This is a genomic window from Hafnia sp. (assembly GCF_036648275.1).
Classification (GTDB): Bacteria; Pseudomonadota; Gammaproteobacteria; order Enterobacterales; family Enterobacteriaceae; genus Hafnia; species Hafnia alvei.
In genome coordinates, this window is sequence record NZ_JAVXIQ010000006.1 from 111,090 (window position 1) to 130,104 (window position 19,015).

A 19,015-nucleotide genomic window follows, 5' to 3' on the forward strand; every position below is an offset into this window, starting at 1 on the left:
CTCATGCCTGAACTCACCGAATATAAAGACTACTAATAGGCTCTTTCATATTGCAGTGTACTACTGGTAACAAGCACACTGTAGAACAATCTCTTTTACATACTGTGTCAGTGAGTTTGGTCACAATATAAATATTCATAATAATTTATATTAAATCTCAACGCAGTTATTATTTATGCTATCTGTATAATAGAATTTATATATGGAGAACTACCCGTTAACATTGCGACTTTAGTGGAATATAAATCTTAGTTGACGTGACGATATTCGGACTAAACAACAGCTCAAAGGTCTGTGGTACAACGCATGCCAGTAGTGTGCGCTGGGCACCTTCAACGTATCACTGACTCCAGGAGCTGACCCATGCACACCACGACAATTCCTCCACGCTGAATATGTGACAAATGCAGAAGCCAGTTCTGCGGTGTGACGCCCTGTCCGTTCTGTTACCGGATGGCCCTGCCCACCGCTACGGCATTTCGCTAATACCATTTGCCTGATTTAACCCACGTCTTATTCCCATACCCCTGAACTCATTTTCATTTAATTCCGGATACCGCATGCACCTCTGCCCTCCACGGGAAGGATTACGCCTGCGCGTCGTCCGGCAAAGGACCATTATTATGACGATTCACAACATGCAATTTCGCATCATGCGTACCGCCCTGAACCACGCGGGCAAAGTCATTCATACAAGAGACTTAACACCTCGCTCACGGGAACGCTGGTATTGCTGCTCCTGCAACAATCCTTTGCGACTACGCTGGACGCATGACAGCGGCGGTTACTTTGAACATAGCCTGGAAGAAGCTGAAGAACTCAAGTTAAAGTTTTGCGAGTATCAGGCCATTCCCCAAGAGAAACCAGTATCAGATTTTGAGCAGGCAGTTAATGCACTGATGGAACGTGATGACACACCATCTACAGGTCCCTCAAAAAAGGATTACTTCTGTGTGCTCTGCCAGCATGAATATTATGGCCTTAGGTATTGCTCAGAATGCAGGCAGCATATCTACAGTACGGAAATGAAAGACCTGGATATCCTCACCGCGCCGGCTAAGTTTGCGAAATGAGGGGGCTTGCTTGCATAGTTTAGAGCATGGCAAAGACCCTTTCCGGCAGATTACCGTGGGATAAGTATTGGATTCAGAGTGGCTTATACCGTCGGACCAAAACAATAAAAGAGGCGGTAGGTTATGCTTCAGTGGAGATAGTCACCATTTGGTGAACACCGGAAGATCGTGTGAATCCGGGGAACAAATCACCCAGATGCTGGTTAGTGCTCTGGCCAACGATATGGCAAAAAATAAAACGTCCGAGCTGGTGGCTATGTTAAGCGTGGTCGCACCTTGCATGACGTTGATGGTCACAGGGAATAAAACCCCTGGACTTGTCAGGGTGATCGAAGCAATGCAGCCCTAGGCGCTGACTGGCCACTTTAAACGTTTCTCACTGGCCGGGTTGAAGGCGACAAAAGAATACCAAAAAAGCGTCGTTCAGTTTCTATGAGACCGCTGAATGAGAGACATTCTATTTTCCGCTGAGAGCGGGAAGCAGACGATCGCAGAATTGACATCAGTGTTTGATAGAATCCAGGAATCCAGAACCTTAATAAACCTCTTTCCTGTAGAATCTCAGAGACAATGCTTTCGAAACGCTATAACGCTCCAAAATATCTAGAGAATATTTTACGATTAACTTTCGGCTAACCATATGCACCCGCACATCAACCAAATATGGAAGAACACAATGACGACACGATTAAAATAGATTTGTACTGGCTGCTAAACCGAAGATACCCCCTGATGTTCAGCAATTGAATGGCGGAGGTAGCGGGTCGGTTCATGTGAGCGCACATGCACCGACCTTTTGGGCTAACAGCCCACACGCACTCTGTCATGCCTGGCTCTTAGGCGAGTAAATGCGATCTTCTTTTCAGCTCATATTTTCTTGTGCATATCTGCCACATACAGACTTTCATCAGCGTTTTGTCGTGATGATATTCACGCTCGCTATCGCGACTAAAATCAGCAACACACCGACTATCTGCAGCACACTCACTTTCTCGTTGAGTAAAATAATGGCAAAAATAATCGAAGCGGGTAGCTCAAGTGCCGATAATACGCCCCCCATGCTGGCAGTGATTTTAGGCATCCCTTGGGTAAAACACCATAGCGGGAGTACGATAGAGAAAACGGCGATGATGCTCCCCCACTTTAAAGACAAATAAAGTTCAGCGATATTAAGGTGCCGTCCCCAGATAACACAGATAACAATCAGCGCGCCAAGAGAAAGATAAAAAGCCCGACCTATTGAGGAAGCGTTAGGCGCTAAACTGTTTGTCATCATAATAGTAATGGCATAACAAAATCCGGCCATAAAACTGTATGCGAGACCGATAACTGAAATATCACCGACACGTTCAATGACATTGGTCGCAAGCACAGTCCCCACTAGGATCACCATGATGCATAACACCTGGCCCCGAGTCGGGAGCACCTTTTTAAATAAGAAATCGAGTACCGATGTGATCCACACAGACTGCATCAGCATAACCGCCGCTATCGCGACGGGGATATACGCTAATGAGGCGAAATAAAACGAGTTTGTCAGCGCTAATGCACTTCCAGCAAAAATAAGTCGTCGTTTATCGTAAGTGCGAATAGGAGCGGCTTTAATCCCTCCTATTCGTGTCAAACAGACATAAACTATCCCGAGAAACACAAATGCCAATAAAAACTGAAAGAAGAGAATGTTGCCTTCTGTTAGCCCTTCAGCGCGCGCAATTTTTACTAGTGATGCCGGTAAGCCATAGCTAATGGCACCAAACAATACGAAAAGAATACCCTGTAGCTTCATCATTTCCCATTAAGAATATCAGCAGCATAAAATCACTGTTAAGCTGAATAAATATTAAAGAATACACCTTTCTTGGGCGGTTGCCCTCTGCGCTCAGCAACGTTTGCCCAGTGTACCTGTATTCGAAAGCTCAAAGAGCACCTCGGCAATATACATGATTAAAAAACGTAGCGCTCATTCCCTCTTGCATGGGCAATGCGTAAATATATCGACCACACTACGTTTAATCCTAAAAGTAATAATGTGATATTGAATGCCAACGAAGAAAGCAATTAATTACTTGATAAATATATACATATTAAATTTCATACTGTGATAAAAAGAGATAATGAACTATTGCCTCATTCATTCGTTGGGAAGATAATCAACTGGAACTTGTTTGCTGTTCATATAAATTTTATTTTGCCCTACCTCTCCGTAGGGCTTTTTTTTCCTACACCTTCCAATTGCTCTTATTCATCTCCATCAAATCTTATTGAAGACTAAGCTATATGCCGTTCTCTTTGGTCATTATCCCATGGATGATTGAGGGTATTTTTTTTACTTAAGGCGATATTTATTATTTTATTTACTTTCCATATAGGATGAAATGCTACTCAATAACGTAAGGAAAAAAGCTTTTACTGTCCAAATCAAGATAATATAATCCCTAACACACTGATTTTTATTTATTTTCACAATTATTAAACAGCGCTAATGTGTTGAAATACCCTTCCTTTTCATCTTGTTATTCTGTCAATTATTATACTGCGTTAAAACTTAAGCAATGTGCACCTATCTCAGCCAAATATCAGGGAAGAACCGTGACATCAGGACAACGTCAAAGCATAAAGCCTCCACACGCTTTCCTTTTCTTGGGTTTGAGGTCAAAGGGCGCCTTATTCTCTTTATGCCTGCTATTGACGGCGTGGGTGCAGGCTGCACCGTTAAGCCCCTCAGACCGTAATAGCATTGAACTGCAGCAGCAAGATATCCTGCGCCAAAACCAGCTTCAACGTGAAGCGTTAGAACGTAGCCAAACAGTTCGCCCGTCATTACCGTCCGCAGGCGTCGCCAATCAAGGCCCTTGCTTTACCCTCAATACTATCGTGTTTGAGGGGGCAGACCATCTTTCTCGTTATCGACAGCGCCAGTTAACCGCTGACTTTGTGGCAAAGTGCCTTCATTTATCGCAAATCAATCAGCTGATTAAAAATGTCTCTGATGATTACATTCAACGTGGGTATATCACCAGTCGTGCTTTTTTAACCGAGCAGGACTTGTCGCAGGGCACGCTGACAATTGTTGTCCTTGAAGGGAAGCTTGAGGATATTACGCTTGAAGGAAAATCCTCGTTAAGCCTTGCAATGGCCTTTCCTCATTTGAAAGGTAAAATTCTTAACCTGCGCGATATTGAGCAGGGGATGGAGCAAATCAATCGCGTCCGCAGTACGCCGGTACAAATCGACATATTGCCGGGCAAACAGCCCGGTTATTCCATTATCAACCTCACCGCCACGCCTGAGTTCCCTTTGCAGTTTGGGGTGGGATTTGATAACAGCGGGCAGAAAAGTACCGGCGTGGGTCAACTCAATGCCTCACTCACGGCCAATAATCTACTGGGTCTGGCTGACCGCTGGTTTGTCAGTGGGGCGCGCAGTAGCGCCTTTGCCAATGACCATGACGCCCAAAGCGTCCAAGCGGGCGTGAGTATTCCTTACGGATATGGGCTACTCGACTACAGCTATGCCTACAGCAATTACCTGACCACCATTAATAACCGTGGCTATGATTGGCGTTCACGTGGGGACACCCAAACACACCGCGTCACGGGCAGTTGGACCGTATACCGTGACAGTGACATGAAAACAGCGCTTATGCTGGGGCTCACGCGTCGTAGTAGTCAAAATTATCTCAATGATGAACGGCTCGACAGCAGTAGCCGGGTGCTCACCAGTGCGATGCTGGGTATTAATCAAAGCTTCCGATTATGGCGTGGTTTTGCCACCTTTAATCCCACGTTTAATCGCGGCATTCCTTGGTTAGGGGGCGAGCATGATACCGATAAAGCGCCTCACTCACCTCAGGCTGAGTTCACTAAATGGACGCTGTCGAGCAGCTATTACTTACCCCTCACAGAGAGTCTCACCTATCTCACCAGCGCTTATGGTCAATGGACACCTGACCGGCTCTACGGCAGTGAACGCTTAACGATTGGCGGCGAGAGCTCAGTGCGCGGATTTAAAGAACAGTACCTTGCCGGCGATAAAGGCGGCTATTGGCGTAACGAGCTGGACTGGACCTTATTCTCATGGCCCCTTCTCGGCAACGTCGGGGCTGTTGCGACTATCGATGGTGGCTATCTTCAGCCGGACTCACGCGACCCCTATGCCTCTGGCACCTTATGGGGAGGGGCTGTCGGGCTCTTTAGTGCCGGGCGCGTTGTCTCAAATCAGCTCACCGTCGGCTGGCCGTTGTCTTATCCAGGGTGGCTCACGCCGGATAGGGTCTCAGTTTATTATCGTATTGGATTGGCGTTTTAAGGAACCTGCACATGGCTGAGCATTTATTAACTCCATCAATACGCTATCGCATCCTGAGTTATACCCTCAGCGGACTGCTTGTTCTTCAGCCCGTGATGCCCGCGCTCGCGGCCAGCATCACGCCGGTAACGCCGGGCACACAGATGGATAAGGCGGGTAATGGTGTGCCCGTCGTGAATATTGCTACACCCAATCAGGCCGGGATTTCTCATAACCAATACCAGGATTTTAACGTCGGTAAAGAAGGCGTCATCCTGAATAATGCCACCGACCGCCTGACGCAAACTCAGTTGGGTGGGCTTATCCAAAATAACCCTAACCTCAAACCAGGAAAAGAAGCGTCTGGCATCATCAATGAAGTCGTGGGTGCCAACCGCTCTGAGCTACAAGGCTTTGTTGAAGTCGCCGGTAAGCAGGCCAATGTCATGGTGGCCAACCCCTACGGTATTACCTGTAGCGGGTGTGGTTTTATCAACACCCCGCAGGCCACTCTCACCACAGGGAAGCCCGTTCTTGACGCATCCGGAGTATTACAGTCCGTCGAGGTGACAAAAGGCAGCATTTCGATTGAGGGGCAAGGACTTAATGCCAGCCAAACGGACCGCGTTAACCTGATTGCTCGCGCCACGGAGATGAATGCGCAACTACATGCTAAAGACCTCACCGTCATTGCTGGCGCCAATCGCGTGAAGGCAGATGGCACTGTTGTGCCGATAAAAGGCGAAGGACAGGTACCCACACTGGCCATCGATACGCGCGCACTGGGTGGAATGTACGCCAACCGTATTAAGCTGGTTTCCAGCGAAACAGGGGTTGGCGTCAACCTTGGCAATCTCAATGCACGACAAGGTGATATCCAACTCGACAGTCATGGGCATCTCACCTTGGGCAACACCTTGGCACAAGGCAATTTGCAGGTCAACGCGGCGCAGGCAACACTCAGCGGCGAACAAAAAGCCGGCAACGCTATTGATGTTAATACACAAGACGGGCTTGTACTGAATGACGCTACCTTAACAAGCGGCAAGACCATCAGTCTGAGCAGTCGTGGCACAGTCAATATCAACAATAGTCGAGTGGCGGCGGGGACGGATGCGTTAGGTGCAGTCACCCCTCAAGGCTCGCTTGCACTCAGCGGGCAACGTCAAAACTGGAAAAATAGCGCCCTGAGTGCCGGTAATGTGACGGTGAAAGCTACGCAGAGCCTGACGCAGGACACGCCATCAACGCTGATGGGATTAAAATCGGTTAATGTTGATGCCACTCAGGCAACACTCGATGGCAAAATCAGCAGTGCCCAAGATATCTCGCTCACCAGCCAAACACTCACGACCGGTAAACAGTCTGAGTTAAATGCTCAACGCAACCTAGAGATAAAGTCCACTCAAGCGGCTATGTTGCAGGGACAAGCGCTGGCGGGGCAGGATGTTCAACTCGCCAGTGCGGCGTTAACACAATCGGGGACGTTAAAAAGCAATCGCAACACCACCCTGAACACACAGTCTCTGGATAACGCGGGGCTTCTTCAGTCCTTAGGGTCATTGACGCTTAACGGCGAGCAGTTAAACAACCGCGGACGGCTTTTATCGGGCGCGGGAATAAACGTGTCAGCAATAAACCTTAGCAATACGGGGGTATTGAGCGCCCAGCAGCAGCTATCACTTGAACTCCAACACGCATTAGATATTGCCTCATCAGGGCAGTTACTGAGTGATACTACGGTATTTATTCATGCTGATGACCTTCAGAATGCGGGCCTCATTCGGGGAACGCAATCTCTTGATATCAACAGCCACAACGTGAGTACCCGCGCGAATTCAAGCCTTCTCAGTGATGGCGATGTCACCTTGTCAGGGCAAACGCTCTCGCTGGCAGGGTTAACATCAGCTAAAGGGGCTTTGAGCCTCAATGGTCAGTCGCTGACCACACAGCAAAGCGCCAAAACGCAGTCAGCTAAACGTATTGCTATCAATGCAACAACCCAAGGTGACTTGTCAGGCGAGCTTTTCTCGGCCGGTACGTTAGATATCAAAACAGGTCACCTTATCCATCGTGGCAACACGCAAGCACAGTCTGCCTCGATTCATACTACGGCGTTTGAAAATCAGGGGCAGATCACCGCCTTGGGCGACCTGACACTCCAGAGTCAATCCGTTAACCAAAGCGGCACAATACAAGCATCAGGGCTGGCGGCTATCACAGCGAATAGTCTGGACAACCATGGCGTATTCGGGGCGAACTCCCTCACCTTTAACATCGGAGAGCGCTTAACGAATGCACCGGCGGGTTTACTGAGTGCTGAAAATGCGTTAAACCTTCACGCCCAAAATGTTGATAATGCAGGAAAGCTCACCGCCCAGGCGCTTTATCTCACTGCTGATAGCATCGATAACAATGGCCTACTTCGCGGCCTTCAGTCCTTAAATATCGACACGCAAAGCCTCAGTAATCGCCAAGACGGCGTGCTTTACAGTCAGCGTGGGTTTACCCTTTCAACTCCGGTATTGACCAATATGGGCGTCATTGGGAGTGAGAGTGATATCACGCTCAGTGGCCAAGCTTTCGATAACAGCGGCGAAACTCATGCAGCTAACCTGACGTTAGCGCATAAAAACATCACCAATGCCAGCGGTGGTCGCCTACTCGCTGACAATGTATTGACCAGCAACAGCGATGTTTTGACCAATGCAGGCTTACTCGCCGCCGATATCGCGAAAGTAACGACGACAGCCTTGACCAATACGGGCACGCTGCAAGGGAACGCGTCTCTCACCGCTCAAACTCAAAGCGTCGATAATAGCGGTCGTTTGCTCTCGCAAGGTCAGTTACAACTCGAGGCCCAGACACTCCGTAATACCGGTGGTATTCAAGCCAGCGATGCACTCAGAGTTCATGCATCCCATCTAGATAACCAAAAAAGCGGTGTCATGCTCAGCGCTAATAGTCTGGCTCTACAGAGTGACTCACTCAAAAATAGCGGATTACTGCAGGGTAAAACGCTTGAGCTTCAAGCAACGGATTGGGAAAACACAGGGAATGCCCTTGGTGAGCAAATAGCGACCCTGCGCATCCTAGGCCAACTCAATAACACGGGGAAAATTTTAGGGCAGCGCGATATCACACTGAGTGCACAGGCAATGGACAACTCTGGATGGTTAGTCGCCAACATCCTGACGCTACAAGGCGAAGTGGCTAATCGCGGCCTTATTCAGGGAAGTCAGGCGCTCTCATTAAACGGACCTCAGTTATATAACTATTCGAACGGGCAATGGCTAAGCGACGGCGTCATAAGTGTTCAAGGCACCAATATTAAAAATGAAGGTACTCTACAAGGCGATACTGTCCGTATTCATACCGACACTTGGGTAAACACCGGTCGCACACAAGCGCAAACAGGCCTCAATGTCGAAGCTAAAGGGAGTATTGATAACCAAGGGTATCTATTGAGCCAAGGCGATGCCTCTTTGCAGGGTGAAACACTCTCCAATAGTGGAACACTCGCCGCCAATGAGCTCATCGTGACGACACCTATACTGACCAATAGCGGGCTGCTCCAGGGAAATCGCTCACTATCGTTGTTAACCTCTCATCTTAAAAATGACCAAACAGGTCAAGTGGTGAGTGGCAGTGCATTAGATTTGACCTTAGACGATATGGATAATGCAGGGCTTCTTCAGGTTAACGATAATTTAACGTTGCAAGGCCGTCATTTCACCAATCAAGGTAAGGTCATCGCGAATAACATCGCGTTGACCTGGAGTGAGTTCACCAACCAGCAAGGCGGGCAGTTATTAGCGCGTAGCGATGCGATATTGAACGCTCCCCTTTTAAGTAATGCGGGAGTCATTGCGGCAAATAACGTCACGGTGACAGGGGCGACAATAGATAATTCGGGCATACTCCAAGGAGCGAATTCCCTCGTCTTATCAAGCCAAATACTTAACAACCATGCTTCTGGAAGTATTCTCAGTAAAGGCGATCTTCGCCTGCAAAGTCGTCAGGCCAGCAATGACGGTGAGTGGCAAGGGGATACTCTGAACTTTGATGTTGATGATTTTAGCAACCAAGGTGCGGTGAAAGGCATCGCTCAGCTTACTGGGCATTCAACCCATTCACTCACCAATAGCGGGTTAATATGGAGTCAGGCCAACGGTGAGTTGCAGGCCCATCAGATACAGAATACGGGCAAAATAATGTCCGATAATCTGACAGTGACGGGCAACACAGTCAATAATAGCGGACTGTGGCAAGGCACCCACGACGTCACCGTACAAGCGGATACACTTAACATAGGGAAAACAGGAAAGGCCATTGCAGGCCGCAATGTCGCTCTGAGCACCGCGCACTCCCTGATTAATGAAGGGGTCATACAAGGCGCGCAAGCGACGCTCAATAGTCCAATATTGCGCAATAGCGGTACTTTACTGGGCCTTGAGAAGCTTACCCTCGCCGTCGCTGATACATTGGCCAATATCGGTCAGATATTGAGTCAAGGCTCGGCTAACCTCCAAGCAAAAGCCTATGACAATCGCGGTGCATTGTTAAGTGCAGGCGACCTATTCCTTAAAGGCAGCACGTTAACCAATGCGGGTAATATTCAAGGACAGCGTCTCACCATTACTCCAGCCAGTGTGAATAACAGCGGCTCATTAATTGGGTTGGATTCGCTGACATTCAATGCGAATAACCTGATGCTCACCAATACAGATACGGGGAAGTTGCTCAGTCAGGGGACTCTCGATGTCCAAGGTTTAGATGTGACGAACCTCGGGGTTTGGCAAGCTCAAAACATCTTGCTGAATGCACGCAACCTCAACAATCAGGGGGCGATCCAAAGCGCGCAGTCATTGGCACTCTCTGTATCGAGTGATTTCCGCTCCACCGCAGGCAGTAAAATTACTGCTAATGGCCAAGCCGCCTTACAGGCGCTCAGTATTATCAATCAAGGTGAGTGGATTGCCAAAAATCTGACGATTAAGGCAGGCCATCTTGATAACGCCGGCACAATCAGCGGCGTTGACGGTCTGACTATTGAGGCCACGCAGGATGTTATTGCACGTATTGATAGCCAACTGCTATCGGCAGGGGCTTTAGTCCTTAACGCGGCGTCGATAGACAATCAAGGCCGCCTTCAGGGCAATAATGTCAACGTACACGCACAAACGCTGCGTAACGCCGGTCAGATTTACAGTGCCTCAGAGATGGTTATTGCACCGAACAAGAGTCTCATTAATCTGTCATCAGGCGTCATTCAAAGCAAGCAGGGGCTAACGCTCACCACGCCAAACTTGACCAATGATGGCCTTATTCAAGGCAGTGAGTCCTCACAGATTAACGTGGCCGACAGCTTACACAATAGTGGGAAGTTGCTCTTTGCCAAAGACCTGACGCTCAGTGGAAGCGACTTAGTTAACACCGGACTCATTCAAGCAGACGCCATCACGCAAAACGTCATGACGTTTGATAATCAAGGAACGTGGCGCGCTCAGCAGCAAGGTTCACTCACGGGGAATACGCTTAAGAACACAGGAACACTGCAAGCGGGCAATCTCATACTTACTGCGCACGACGTCAACAATGGCGGCACCGTTCTGGGTACTTCGAGCGTCAATGTTCAAGCGGATACGCTTTCTATCGGCCATGATGCGGCACTGATGAGCGGCGGTGATTTACGGGTAGTGAGCACGGTGCTGAATGCGCTGGGACGTATCGTGGCGCTGGGTGACACCACCCTCAATATCATCAATACCTTTACCGGCCAGAATGTCATCGCGGCGGGCAAAACGCTCACGGTTCACACCCAAGGCGACCTGCTTAATCAAAACGTGATGCAAGGGCAAGCGGTTAACCTGCATGCCAGCGGTGCACTCAATAATCAGGGGCAAATCACCCTCGGCACAGGAGAGAGCACCTTTGATGCACAGCATATTACGCTGGATGCTTCAGGCTCGGTGCAAGGTGGGGGCAACATCACGCTCACCAGTGCGAGTGATATTCTCGTTAACGGATTTACCGGCACCGCAGGCTCGCTGACGCTGAGTGCTATCAACAACATCCTCAATACTGCCCTACTCTATGCTGGCAATGATATGCGCCTGTATGCCCAGAGTGTCAAAAATCAACGCGCTGACATTCTGGCAGGCAATAACCTCTGGATACAGAAAGATACCGCGGGGAGTGCCAACACAGAGATAGTGAATACCTCCGGCACGATTGAAACGCAAAGCGGTGACATCACGTTGAATACCGCCCACCTACTCAATCAGCGTGACGGTCTTAAAGCGATGCAATCTCAAGTTAACGGGGCGCAAACACTGCCTGGCGTAGGCGACGCTACGCTCGCGGTCGATATCAGCCAATTGCCTGAAGGGAGTTTTGGCGTCAATGGCTACTCGTATACCAAACAGTCCGGCCCGTGTAATGGGAATGGTGCGTGCAGCTATAACCATTTTTATCAGTACTACTACGCCCCGTTTAAAGACACCGCGAAGCAGAAGTTTGTTTACAACCAAATTCGAACCGATGTCACCAGTGACGGCGGTGCGGCGCGTATTGCTTCAGGGCGAAACCTCACCCTTCATGCGGGGGCATTAGACAATGCCGCAAGCGTTATACTTGCCAACAATAATATGACGCTGGCAGGCAATACACTCAATAATCAGAGTTGGCAATCAGGGACGTGGACAGACTATCTGGTTTATGAATATGCACCTGAGAAATATAGCCAACAGCAGTATGCCACGGATACGGTTGATACATTACCACCTCGTTACAATCCGGGATATACCAGCAGCGGCGAGAGTATCGTATTACCTAAAACGGATACCATCACGTTCACGCTGGCAGGCCATGAGAATGCCGAGGAAGTGGGTGATATTTACCGGTCTGTCATTCAAGCCGGTGGCGATGTTACCGCTCAATTTGCGGATACTATCGGGAATGAAACGACGTCTTCCCACGCAGGCCAAGTGGGCGGGACACTTTCCGCTCCTCAGCTCAACGCCTTAAGACAACCACAGGTCAACACGGGCGTTGATAAAGAAGGACTTACTGATACTGACAGCGTCACGGTCGGGGGACCGCGCTGGAATGATGCACTTCAGGATGCACTGCAAAGCATTTCGGGCGGTAACGCCCTGGTCAGCGACGAAGGGGCAACCTCCTACGCGAACTATGCCACCACAGGGCAAGACCTCACGTCACTGGGCGATACGCTCGCCCTAAAAGATGCCTCCATCTCCCCAGAGAACGTATCGACGCTCAATAAGTATCACCCCAAAACTGTCGACACCAGTGCTTACCCTCTGCCGACCGGGAATAACGGATATTTTGTGGCAACCTCCGACCCTGATAGTCCGTATTTAATTACAACTAATCCTAAGCTTAACGGACTGGGGCAGTTAGATAACAGCGTCTTCAATGACCTCAACACGCTGTTAGGTATTCAACCGGGGCAAGCGCCGCGTGAGACCAACAGCACGTGGACGGATGAACATCAGTACTATGGTTCATCCTACTTCATGGACAGGTTAAACCTTCATCCAGACTATGACTATCGTTTCCTCGGCGATGCGGCCTTTGACACTCGCTATGTGAGTAACGCATTAGTCAATCAAACCGGCAGCCGCTATTTGAATGGGATGGGCTCAGACTTAGCGCAGATGCAATATCTGATTGATAATGCCGCTCAAGCGCAGCAGGGGCTTGGATTAACGTTTGGCGTAGCCTTGACTGCAAACCAGATTGCTGCACTCGATAAAAGCATCCTCTGGTGGGAGGCGAGTACGGTCAATGGTCAAACGGTCATGATACCGAAACTGTATCTGTCCCCGAAGGACACGACCATCGCCAATGGCAGTGTTATTACCGGTAATAATGTGACCCTCAATGGCGGCCATATCGTTAATAGCGGTAGTACGATAACCGCGCATCAAGATATCGCTGTTAACAGTGAAAATGCGTTGGATAATCTTAACGCGGGCCTGCTTAGCGCAGGTGGCAATCTCAACTTAAACGCGTTAGGCGATATCAATAATATTGGGTCAACCATCCGCGGAAATACCGTTGCCCTAGAAAGCGTCAATGGCAGCATTAATAATATCACTCAGGTCAAAGACTTCACCGCAGGCAGTGTAGGCGGAAGCGGTCATCAATCGATTGATTTTACACAAACGCTGCAAGGCCCAACGGCAGGGATAAGCTCACTGGACTCATTGAGCCTTAAAGCAGGTAAAGACATCAGTATAACCGGTGCGACAGTCTCTGCTGGCGGTGATTTAGTGATGAATGCCTGGGGTGATATTGCCGTAACGGGCAATACACTCACCGACAGTTTCCAACAATCAGGTGCCTGGAACAAAGCCGACTCAAGCGACAAAAAAACAATCTATCACGGCAGCGCCATCACATCAGGGGGAAACCTTCAGCTGCAGGCGGGTCAAGATATCGCGATAACGGGCAGTGCCCTGAATGCCGGTCAATCCACCTCTGTGCAAGCCGGTCATGATATCAACCTGAATGCGGCTCAGACACAGACCTCACAGCAACAAGGGGGCGTATCGTCAAGTGCCACTGACCACACCCGCACCACGCTGACCAGTGGCACTGACCTTTCGCTGTCCGCAGGACGAGATATCCACAGTCAGGCGGCAGGTCTAGTGGCAGGTCAAGATGCGACATTGACCGCAGGACGTGACGTGACGCTTGATGCCGACGCAAACACCAGTAACACCGCCTATCACGCCAAACGCACGCAGAGCGAAACCGAAAGCGTGCGTCAACAAGGAACAGAAATCGCCAGCGGCGGCAACACCGCGATTACTGCAGGACACGATATCACGGCGAAGGCGGCCCAAACCGAAGCAAAAGGCGATATCACCTTGAAGGCAGGTCACGACATCACGTTAGATACTGCCACCGAGAGCGATTATCGATTCTACGAAAAAACCAAGGTCAAAAGTGGCTTCTTATCCAAAACAACCACCCATACCGTTGAGCAAGACTTTGCGACTCACGAGAAAGGCAGTCTGCTGAGTGGCGATAATGTCAAACTTCAGGCGGGACATGACCTCACCGTTCAGGGCTCTTCGGTGGTGGGTGACCACGACGTCACGGCCAGTGCGGGTAATCATGTTGATATCACTGCAGCGACAGAAGAACAGTCCAGTTATCGTCTCAAAGAGAAGAAAAAAAGCGGTGTGTTTAGCGGTGGGGGTTTAGGGTTTACGGTTGGGAGTACGAGCTCTCGCCATCAAATCAATGAAGACGGCACAACGCAAAGTCAGAGCGTCAGTACGATAGGCTCCACGTCGGGTAACGTGAGCATAACGTCTGGCAACCAAACTCATATCGGTGGTGCGGACCTTATTGCCGGCAAAGACTTGAGCGTCACAGGCAGTAGCGTGGTGATTGAACCGGGCCATGACAAGCGCTCTCGTGATGAAACCTTCGAACAAAAAACCAGTGGGTTGACCGTTGCCCTCTCAGGCGCCGCAGGTGGCGCTATCAACACCGCGGTCAATACCGCCCAAGACGCGAAAAAAGAAACTGATGGCAGACTGGCGGCCTTACAGGGCACGAAAGCCGCCTTGTCCGGTGTACAAGCCGGTCAGGCGGTTGCGCTTGAACAAGCCAAAGGAGGAAACCTCTCCAATACCGTGGGTATCAGCGCCTCATTAGGGAGCCAGAAATCCAAATCGGAATCGCACACACAGTCCGATAACGTCACGGGCTCTACGCTCACCGCAGGCAATAACCTATCGGTCACCGCCACGGGTAAAACGCCGGGTGAGCACAGCGGAGATATCGTGATTGCAGGCAGTCAGCTGAAAGCCGGCAGCGATACTCACTTGGATGCACACAGCGATCTCCTGCTTGGTGGCGCGGCTAATACCCAGCAAACGACCGGAAAAAACAGCAGCAGCGGCTTTGGGGTCGGGGTGGATGTCTCCACGGCAGGCATTAGCGCTTCTGCAAATGCCAATAAAGGCAGTGGCAAAGAGAACGGCAATGGCACCCAGTGGACCGAAACCACCGTCGACAGTGGGAAAACCATCACGCTCAATAGTGGACGAGACACGACGCTCAATGGCGCACAGGTCAGCGGTGAAACCGTCACGGCCAATGTGGGCCGGGATTTAACCCTGAGCAGCCAGCAAGACAGTGACCGCTATGACGCCAAACAAAACAGTGTCTCAGGTGGGCTCTCCATCCCTATTACCGGTGCTGGAGGCGGTGCTCAGCTCAGTATCAACCAGGACAAAATTCACAGCAATTATGACTCGGTACAGGAGCAAACTGGGATTTATGCGGGTAAAGGTGGATTTGATATTACTGTGGGGCAGCATACGCAGTTGGATGGCGCTGTGATTGCCAGTCAGGCCGATAAGAGCAAGAACAGTCTGGAGACGGGAACGCTGGGCTTTAGTGATATCCACAATCAGGCGGATTTCTCGGCTGAGCATCAAGGGGGAAGCTTCAGTACCGGCGGTAGCCTGCTGGGTAATTTACTGTCTAACAGCAATAACCTGGCATTAGCAGGCGGCAATCATGAGGGGCATTCCCAAGGCACCACGCAGGCGGCCGTGAGCGATGGCACGATTACCCTCAATGACAAGGCCCATCAGAAGCAGGACGTGGATGCGCTAAGTCGTGATACAGACCATGCCAACGACAGCATCAGCCCAATATTTGATAAGGAAAAAGAGCAAAACCGCCTAAAACAGGCTCAGCTGATTGGCGAGATTGGCGGTCAGGTCTCAGACGTTATCCGCACCCAAGGGGACATCAACGGGCTGAATGCAGCGCGAGAGCAGTATCTGAAAGCGGGCGGTAAAGCGCTCCCAGAAAACGCGACGGTAAAACAGAAAGAAGACTTTGCTGAGATGCTGCGAGGCACCTCAACATACCAAGATGAAATGAAGCAGTACGGCACCGGCAGCGACATGCAGAAAGCCGCACAGGCGGTGACGGCGGTACTTCAGGGGCTTGCCGGAGGCAACATGGCGCAAGCGGTCGCCGGTGGCCTCAATCCGTATGTGGCTGAGCAAATCAAGAAATCTACCGGGGAAAACGACACAGCCAATGTACTGGCCCATGCGGTATGGGGTGCGATGGCCGCTGAGATGAGCGGTAACTCAGCCGCCGCAGGGGCTGCAGGCGCGGCGAGCGGTGAGCTAGCAGCTCGTTATCTGGCTAAGACACTGTATGGTGCTGACACACCAGAAAAAATCGCTGCACTGAGCGAAGAGAAAAAGCAAAATATCAGCACCCTCTCTACCGTCGCATCAGGATTGGCTGGCGGTGTTGCCGGTGACAGCAGCGCTAATACGCTCGCAGGGGCTCAGGCCGGTAAGAATGCGGTTGAGAATAACCTTCTCGGCGGTGGTACAGAGGACGGGCAGGTAAAAGCGTCGCAGGAGCATGCGAAAAATATCATGTCATGCAGCACTGCCCCTGGTAGTGCCTCTTGTCAGAAAGGGCTGGCAATGCAGGATGCGCTGATGGTTGCTTTGCCAGCCGGGCTTGGTGGCGGTTTACTGGCTGCAGCTACGCCTGAAATCGCAGCGGCTGCCAAAATAGCGATACAGGCGTGTGCAGGCAATGTGGTGCTATGCCTGAATAATGCTGGCATCCAGATGTCGGAAGCTATTGTGCCGGGCGGTGTTGGCGCTGGCGGTGCGGTAGGTATTGGCAAGACAGCGGCAGAGGCGACGGTGGCTAAGGCTGAAGCTGTGGCGGCCAATACCGCGAAGGAAGTCTGGAAAGGATCGAACGTTCAGTCCAGAGTCAACCTCAGAAATGGTGATGGTTCGACAGCCTCAGGGCTTGAATACGCCTGGAAGAAACACGGCGGTGAATGGGGAGCTAATAAGTCACACTTCACAATGACGAAGGATGAGCTGAAAACGGTCTTGCAGTCAGATACTGTTGTGAAGACACCGGTGCAATACTCACCATCTACTGGTAACTATATTCGTACTGTGGATATGGGGAAAAATATTGGTGTTGATGCAATGAACAACAGTATGCCAACGTCAATTATGACGGTCATCACTGATAAGAAAGGTAATTTGGTTAATACGTTCCCGGGTAAGACGGTGGTGAGGTAACTATATGTTTATTGTTTACTTATGGGATAAAGTTATTGGTGAAAGCATTGCCTCATTGGAAGACTTTCCGGGAAATGAAAGTTTTTTAATCAGGGACGATCACTGTAAATACCCATTGTTATCTGAGTTATCTAACTGTGACATGGAGCTTTTTAGTGATGAGCAACTTGCAGATCTTCGTAAGGAGATTAGTAACCTGATGAAAGATGAATCATCAGAGCAAGATGTTCATGATTACCTATTATCTGTGGTTGCACTAATAGAGCAGGCTGATCGCGATAATAAGAGTATTTTATTTTCTCCGTTTTAATGAACCACCATCGACCGATGGCCTAGGTGGTTGCTCTTTAACAGTGCAGGGGAAAATGGCGTCACGGGCTGAAAAAGCGCGTCGGGGCAAAATCGGCGGGCAGCGAAACGGAACAGGAAAAACCGGTTGTAACCAACGGAAAAAATAGGGAAAAAGTGGTTGCGACAGCTGAGTTCGCAACGGATAAAGTTGTTGTTGAGAATAATCTTCTGGGTGGCACGGAAAGTAGTCAGGAGAAGTTCGTGCAGGAGCATGGGAAGAATATAGCATCCTGTTCAACGAATCCTGGTGGAGCAGCCTGCCAGAAAGGGCTGGCAATGAACGATGCGCTGATGGTTGCGCTTCCGGCTGGGCTTGGCGGGGGTATTCTTGCAGCGGCGACACCAGAAATCGCGGCGGCAGCAAAAGCGGCAATACAGGCCTGTGCGGGTAACGTTGTTCTGTGTCTGAATAATGCAGGTATTCAGATGTCAGAGGCTATCGTGCCGGGCGGTGTTGGTGCAGGCGGTGCGGTGGGTATAGGCAAGACGGTAACGGAAGCGACGGCGGCGAAGGCTGAATCTGTAGCGGCTAATGCGGCGAAGAATGCTGGAAGTAGCAATGTCATAAATCCGATTAAGAATACAGCAGAAACACAACTTAGTGTTGATCAAAAATTAGCTAACTATCTGTTGGATAAACAACATCCTGTCGGAGGAAGTAAAGCGGAATGGTTCGATGGTGCCTTGGGTTTTAACAATACAAATTCAAACGAACTTGCAAAACAAATCGTTTTTGACTCCAGTAAAGCTGTTAAAACAGCAGAAACGCAGTTTGGCACTAAATATGATCAGGTGATACCAATAACTGGCACAAATGGTAGGACTATTAACGTTAAATTTGGTTGGATTAAGAATAATGATGGTGTAGTTAGGCTTGTTACTGCTATTCCAGCTAAAAAATAAATATTGGTGCTCGCTTTATGATCAAAGAATATGATGTAGTGAAAGCAACAAGAGACTTGTCTGGCACGGTTCTACAAGGATGTATGGGAGCTGTTGTTTTGATATATAAAGAGCCAACTTTAGCTTATGAAGTAGAATTCGTTGATAGTGAAGGTGATACGTTAGATGTTTTAACGGCTTACCCCGCTGATATTGAACCATTAAGTTAGCAATTTACTTCAATAATACTCAAAAAATCCCAGCCCTAAACCAGCCGGGATTTTTTGCCTG

At 49.7% G+C, this 19,015-nt stretch carries 7 protein-coding genes; 6 read left to right on the forward strand and 1 reads right to left on the reverse strand.

The genetic code is table 11. The annotated features are described in order from the left end of the window. The first annotated feature begins 623 nt into the window (after positions 1 to 623). Positions 624 to 1,073: a putative zinc ribbon protein gene (locus RSC70_RS07975; protein ID WP_332542191.1), complete on the forward strand. Its 450-nt coding sequence runs from the start codon at positions 624 to 626 to the stop codon at positions 1,071 to 1,073. A gap of 907 nt (positions 1,074 to 1,980) precedes the next feature. On the opposite strand, the gene RSC70_RS07980 is transcribed toward RSC70_RS07975, so the two are convergent. Further along, positions 1,981 to 2,859, reverse strand: coding sequence for an EamA family transporter (locus RSC70_RS07980; protein WP_332542192.1), 879 nt, complete (start codon positions 2,857 to 2,859; stop codon positions 1,981 to 1,983). 854 nt (positions 2,860 to 3,713) lie between these two features. On the opposite strand from RSC70_RS07980, the gene RSC70_RS07985 reads away from it, so the two are divergent. From RSC70_RS07985 to RSC70_RS08005, 5 genes are all read left to right on the forward strand, one after another. After that, positions 3,714 to 5,381, forward strand: coding sequence for a ShlB/FhaC/HecB family hemolysin secretion/activation protein (locus RSC70_RS07985; RefSeq protein WP_442904273.1), 1,668 nt, complete (start codon positions 3,714 to 3,716; stop codon positions 5,379 to 5,381). Between the two features lie 11 nt (positions 5,382 to 5,392). Continuing rightward, complete coding sequence (locus RSC70_RS07990) at positions 5,393 to 17,491, forward strand: hemagglutinin repeat-containing protein (RefSeq protein ID WP_332542193.1); 12,099 nt, start codon at positions 5,393 to 5,395, stop codon at positions 17,489 to 17,491. Between the two features lie 4 nt (positions 17,492 to 17,495). After that, positions 17,496 to 17,801 (forward strand): hypothetical protein, encoded by a 306-nt coding sequence (locus RSC70_RS07995; protein WP_313883647.1) that lies wholly within the window; start codon positions 17,496 to 17,498, stop codon positions 17,799 to 17,801. Between the two features lie 155 nt (positions 17,802 to 17,956). Beyond that, complete coding sequence (locus RSC70_RS08000; protein ID WP_313883646.1) at positions 17,957 to 18,745, forward strand: DUF6883 domain-containing protein; 789 nt, start codon at positions 17,957 to 17,959, stop codon at positions 18,743 to 18,745. A 17-nt stretch (positions 18,746 to 18,762) separates the two neighbouring features. Then, positions 18,763 to 18,954, forward strand: a complete 192-nt coding sequence (locus RSC70_RS08005) for a DUF4926 domain-containing protein (RefSeq protein ID WP_313883645.1) — start codon at positions 18,763 to 18,765, stop codon at positions 18,952 to 18,954. Positions 18,955 to 19,015: the final 61 nt, after the last annotated feature.

Bases quoted from the DNA above. Each gene is read 5' to 3' on its own strand.
- RSC70_RS07975 (WP_332542191.1), top strand. From the start codon at position 624: ATGACGATTCACAACATGCAATTTCGCATCATGCGTACCGCCCTGAAC.
- RSC70_RS07980 (WP_332542192.1), bottom strand. From the start codon at position 2,859: ATGAAGCTACAGGGTATTCTTTTCGTATTGTTTGGTGCCATTAGCTAT.
- RSC70_RS07990 (WP_332542193.1), top strand. From the start codon at position 5,393: ATGGCTGAGCATTTATTAACTCCATCAATACGCTATCGCATCCTGAGT.
- RSC70_RS07995 (WP_313883647.1), top strand. From the start codon at position 17,496: ATGTTTATTGTTTACTTATGGGATAAAGTTATTGGTGAAAGCATTGCC.
- RSC70_RS08005 (WP_313883645.1), top strand. From the start codon at position 18,763: ATGATCAAAGAATATGATGTAGTGAAAGCAACAAGAGACTTGTCTGGC.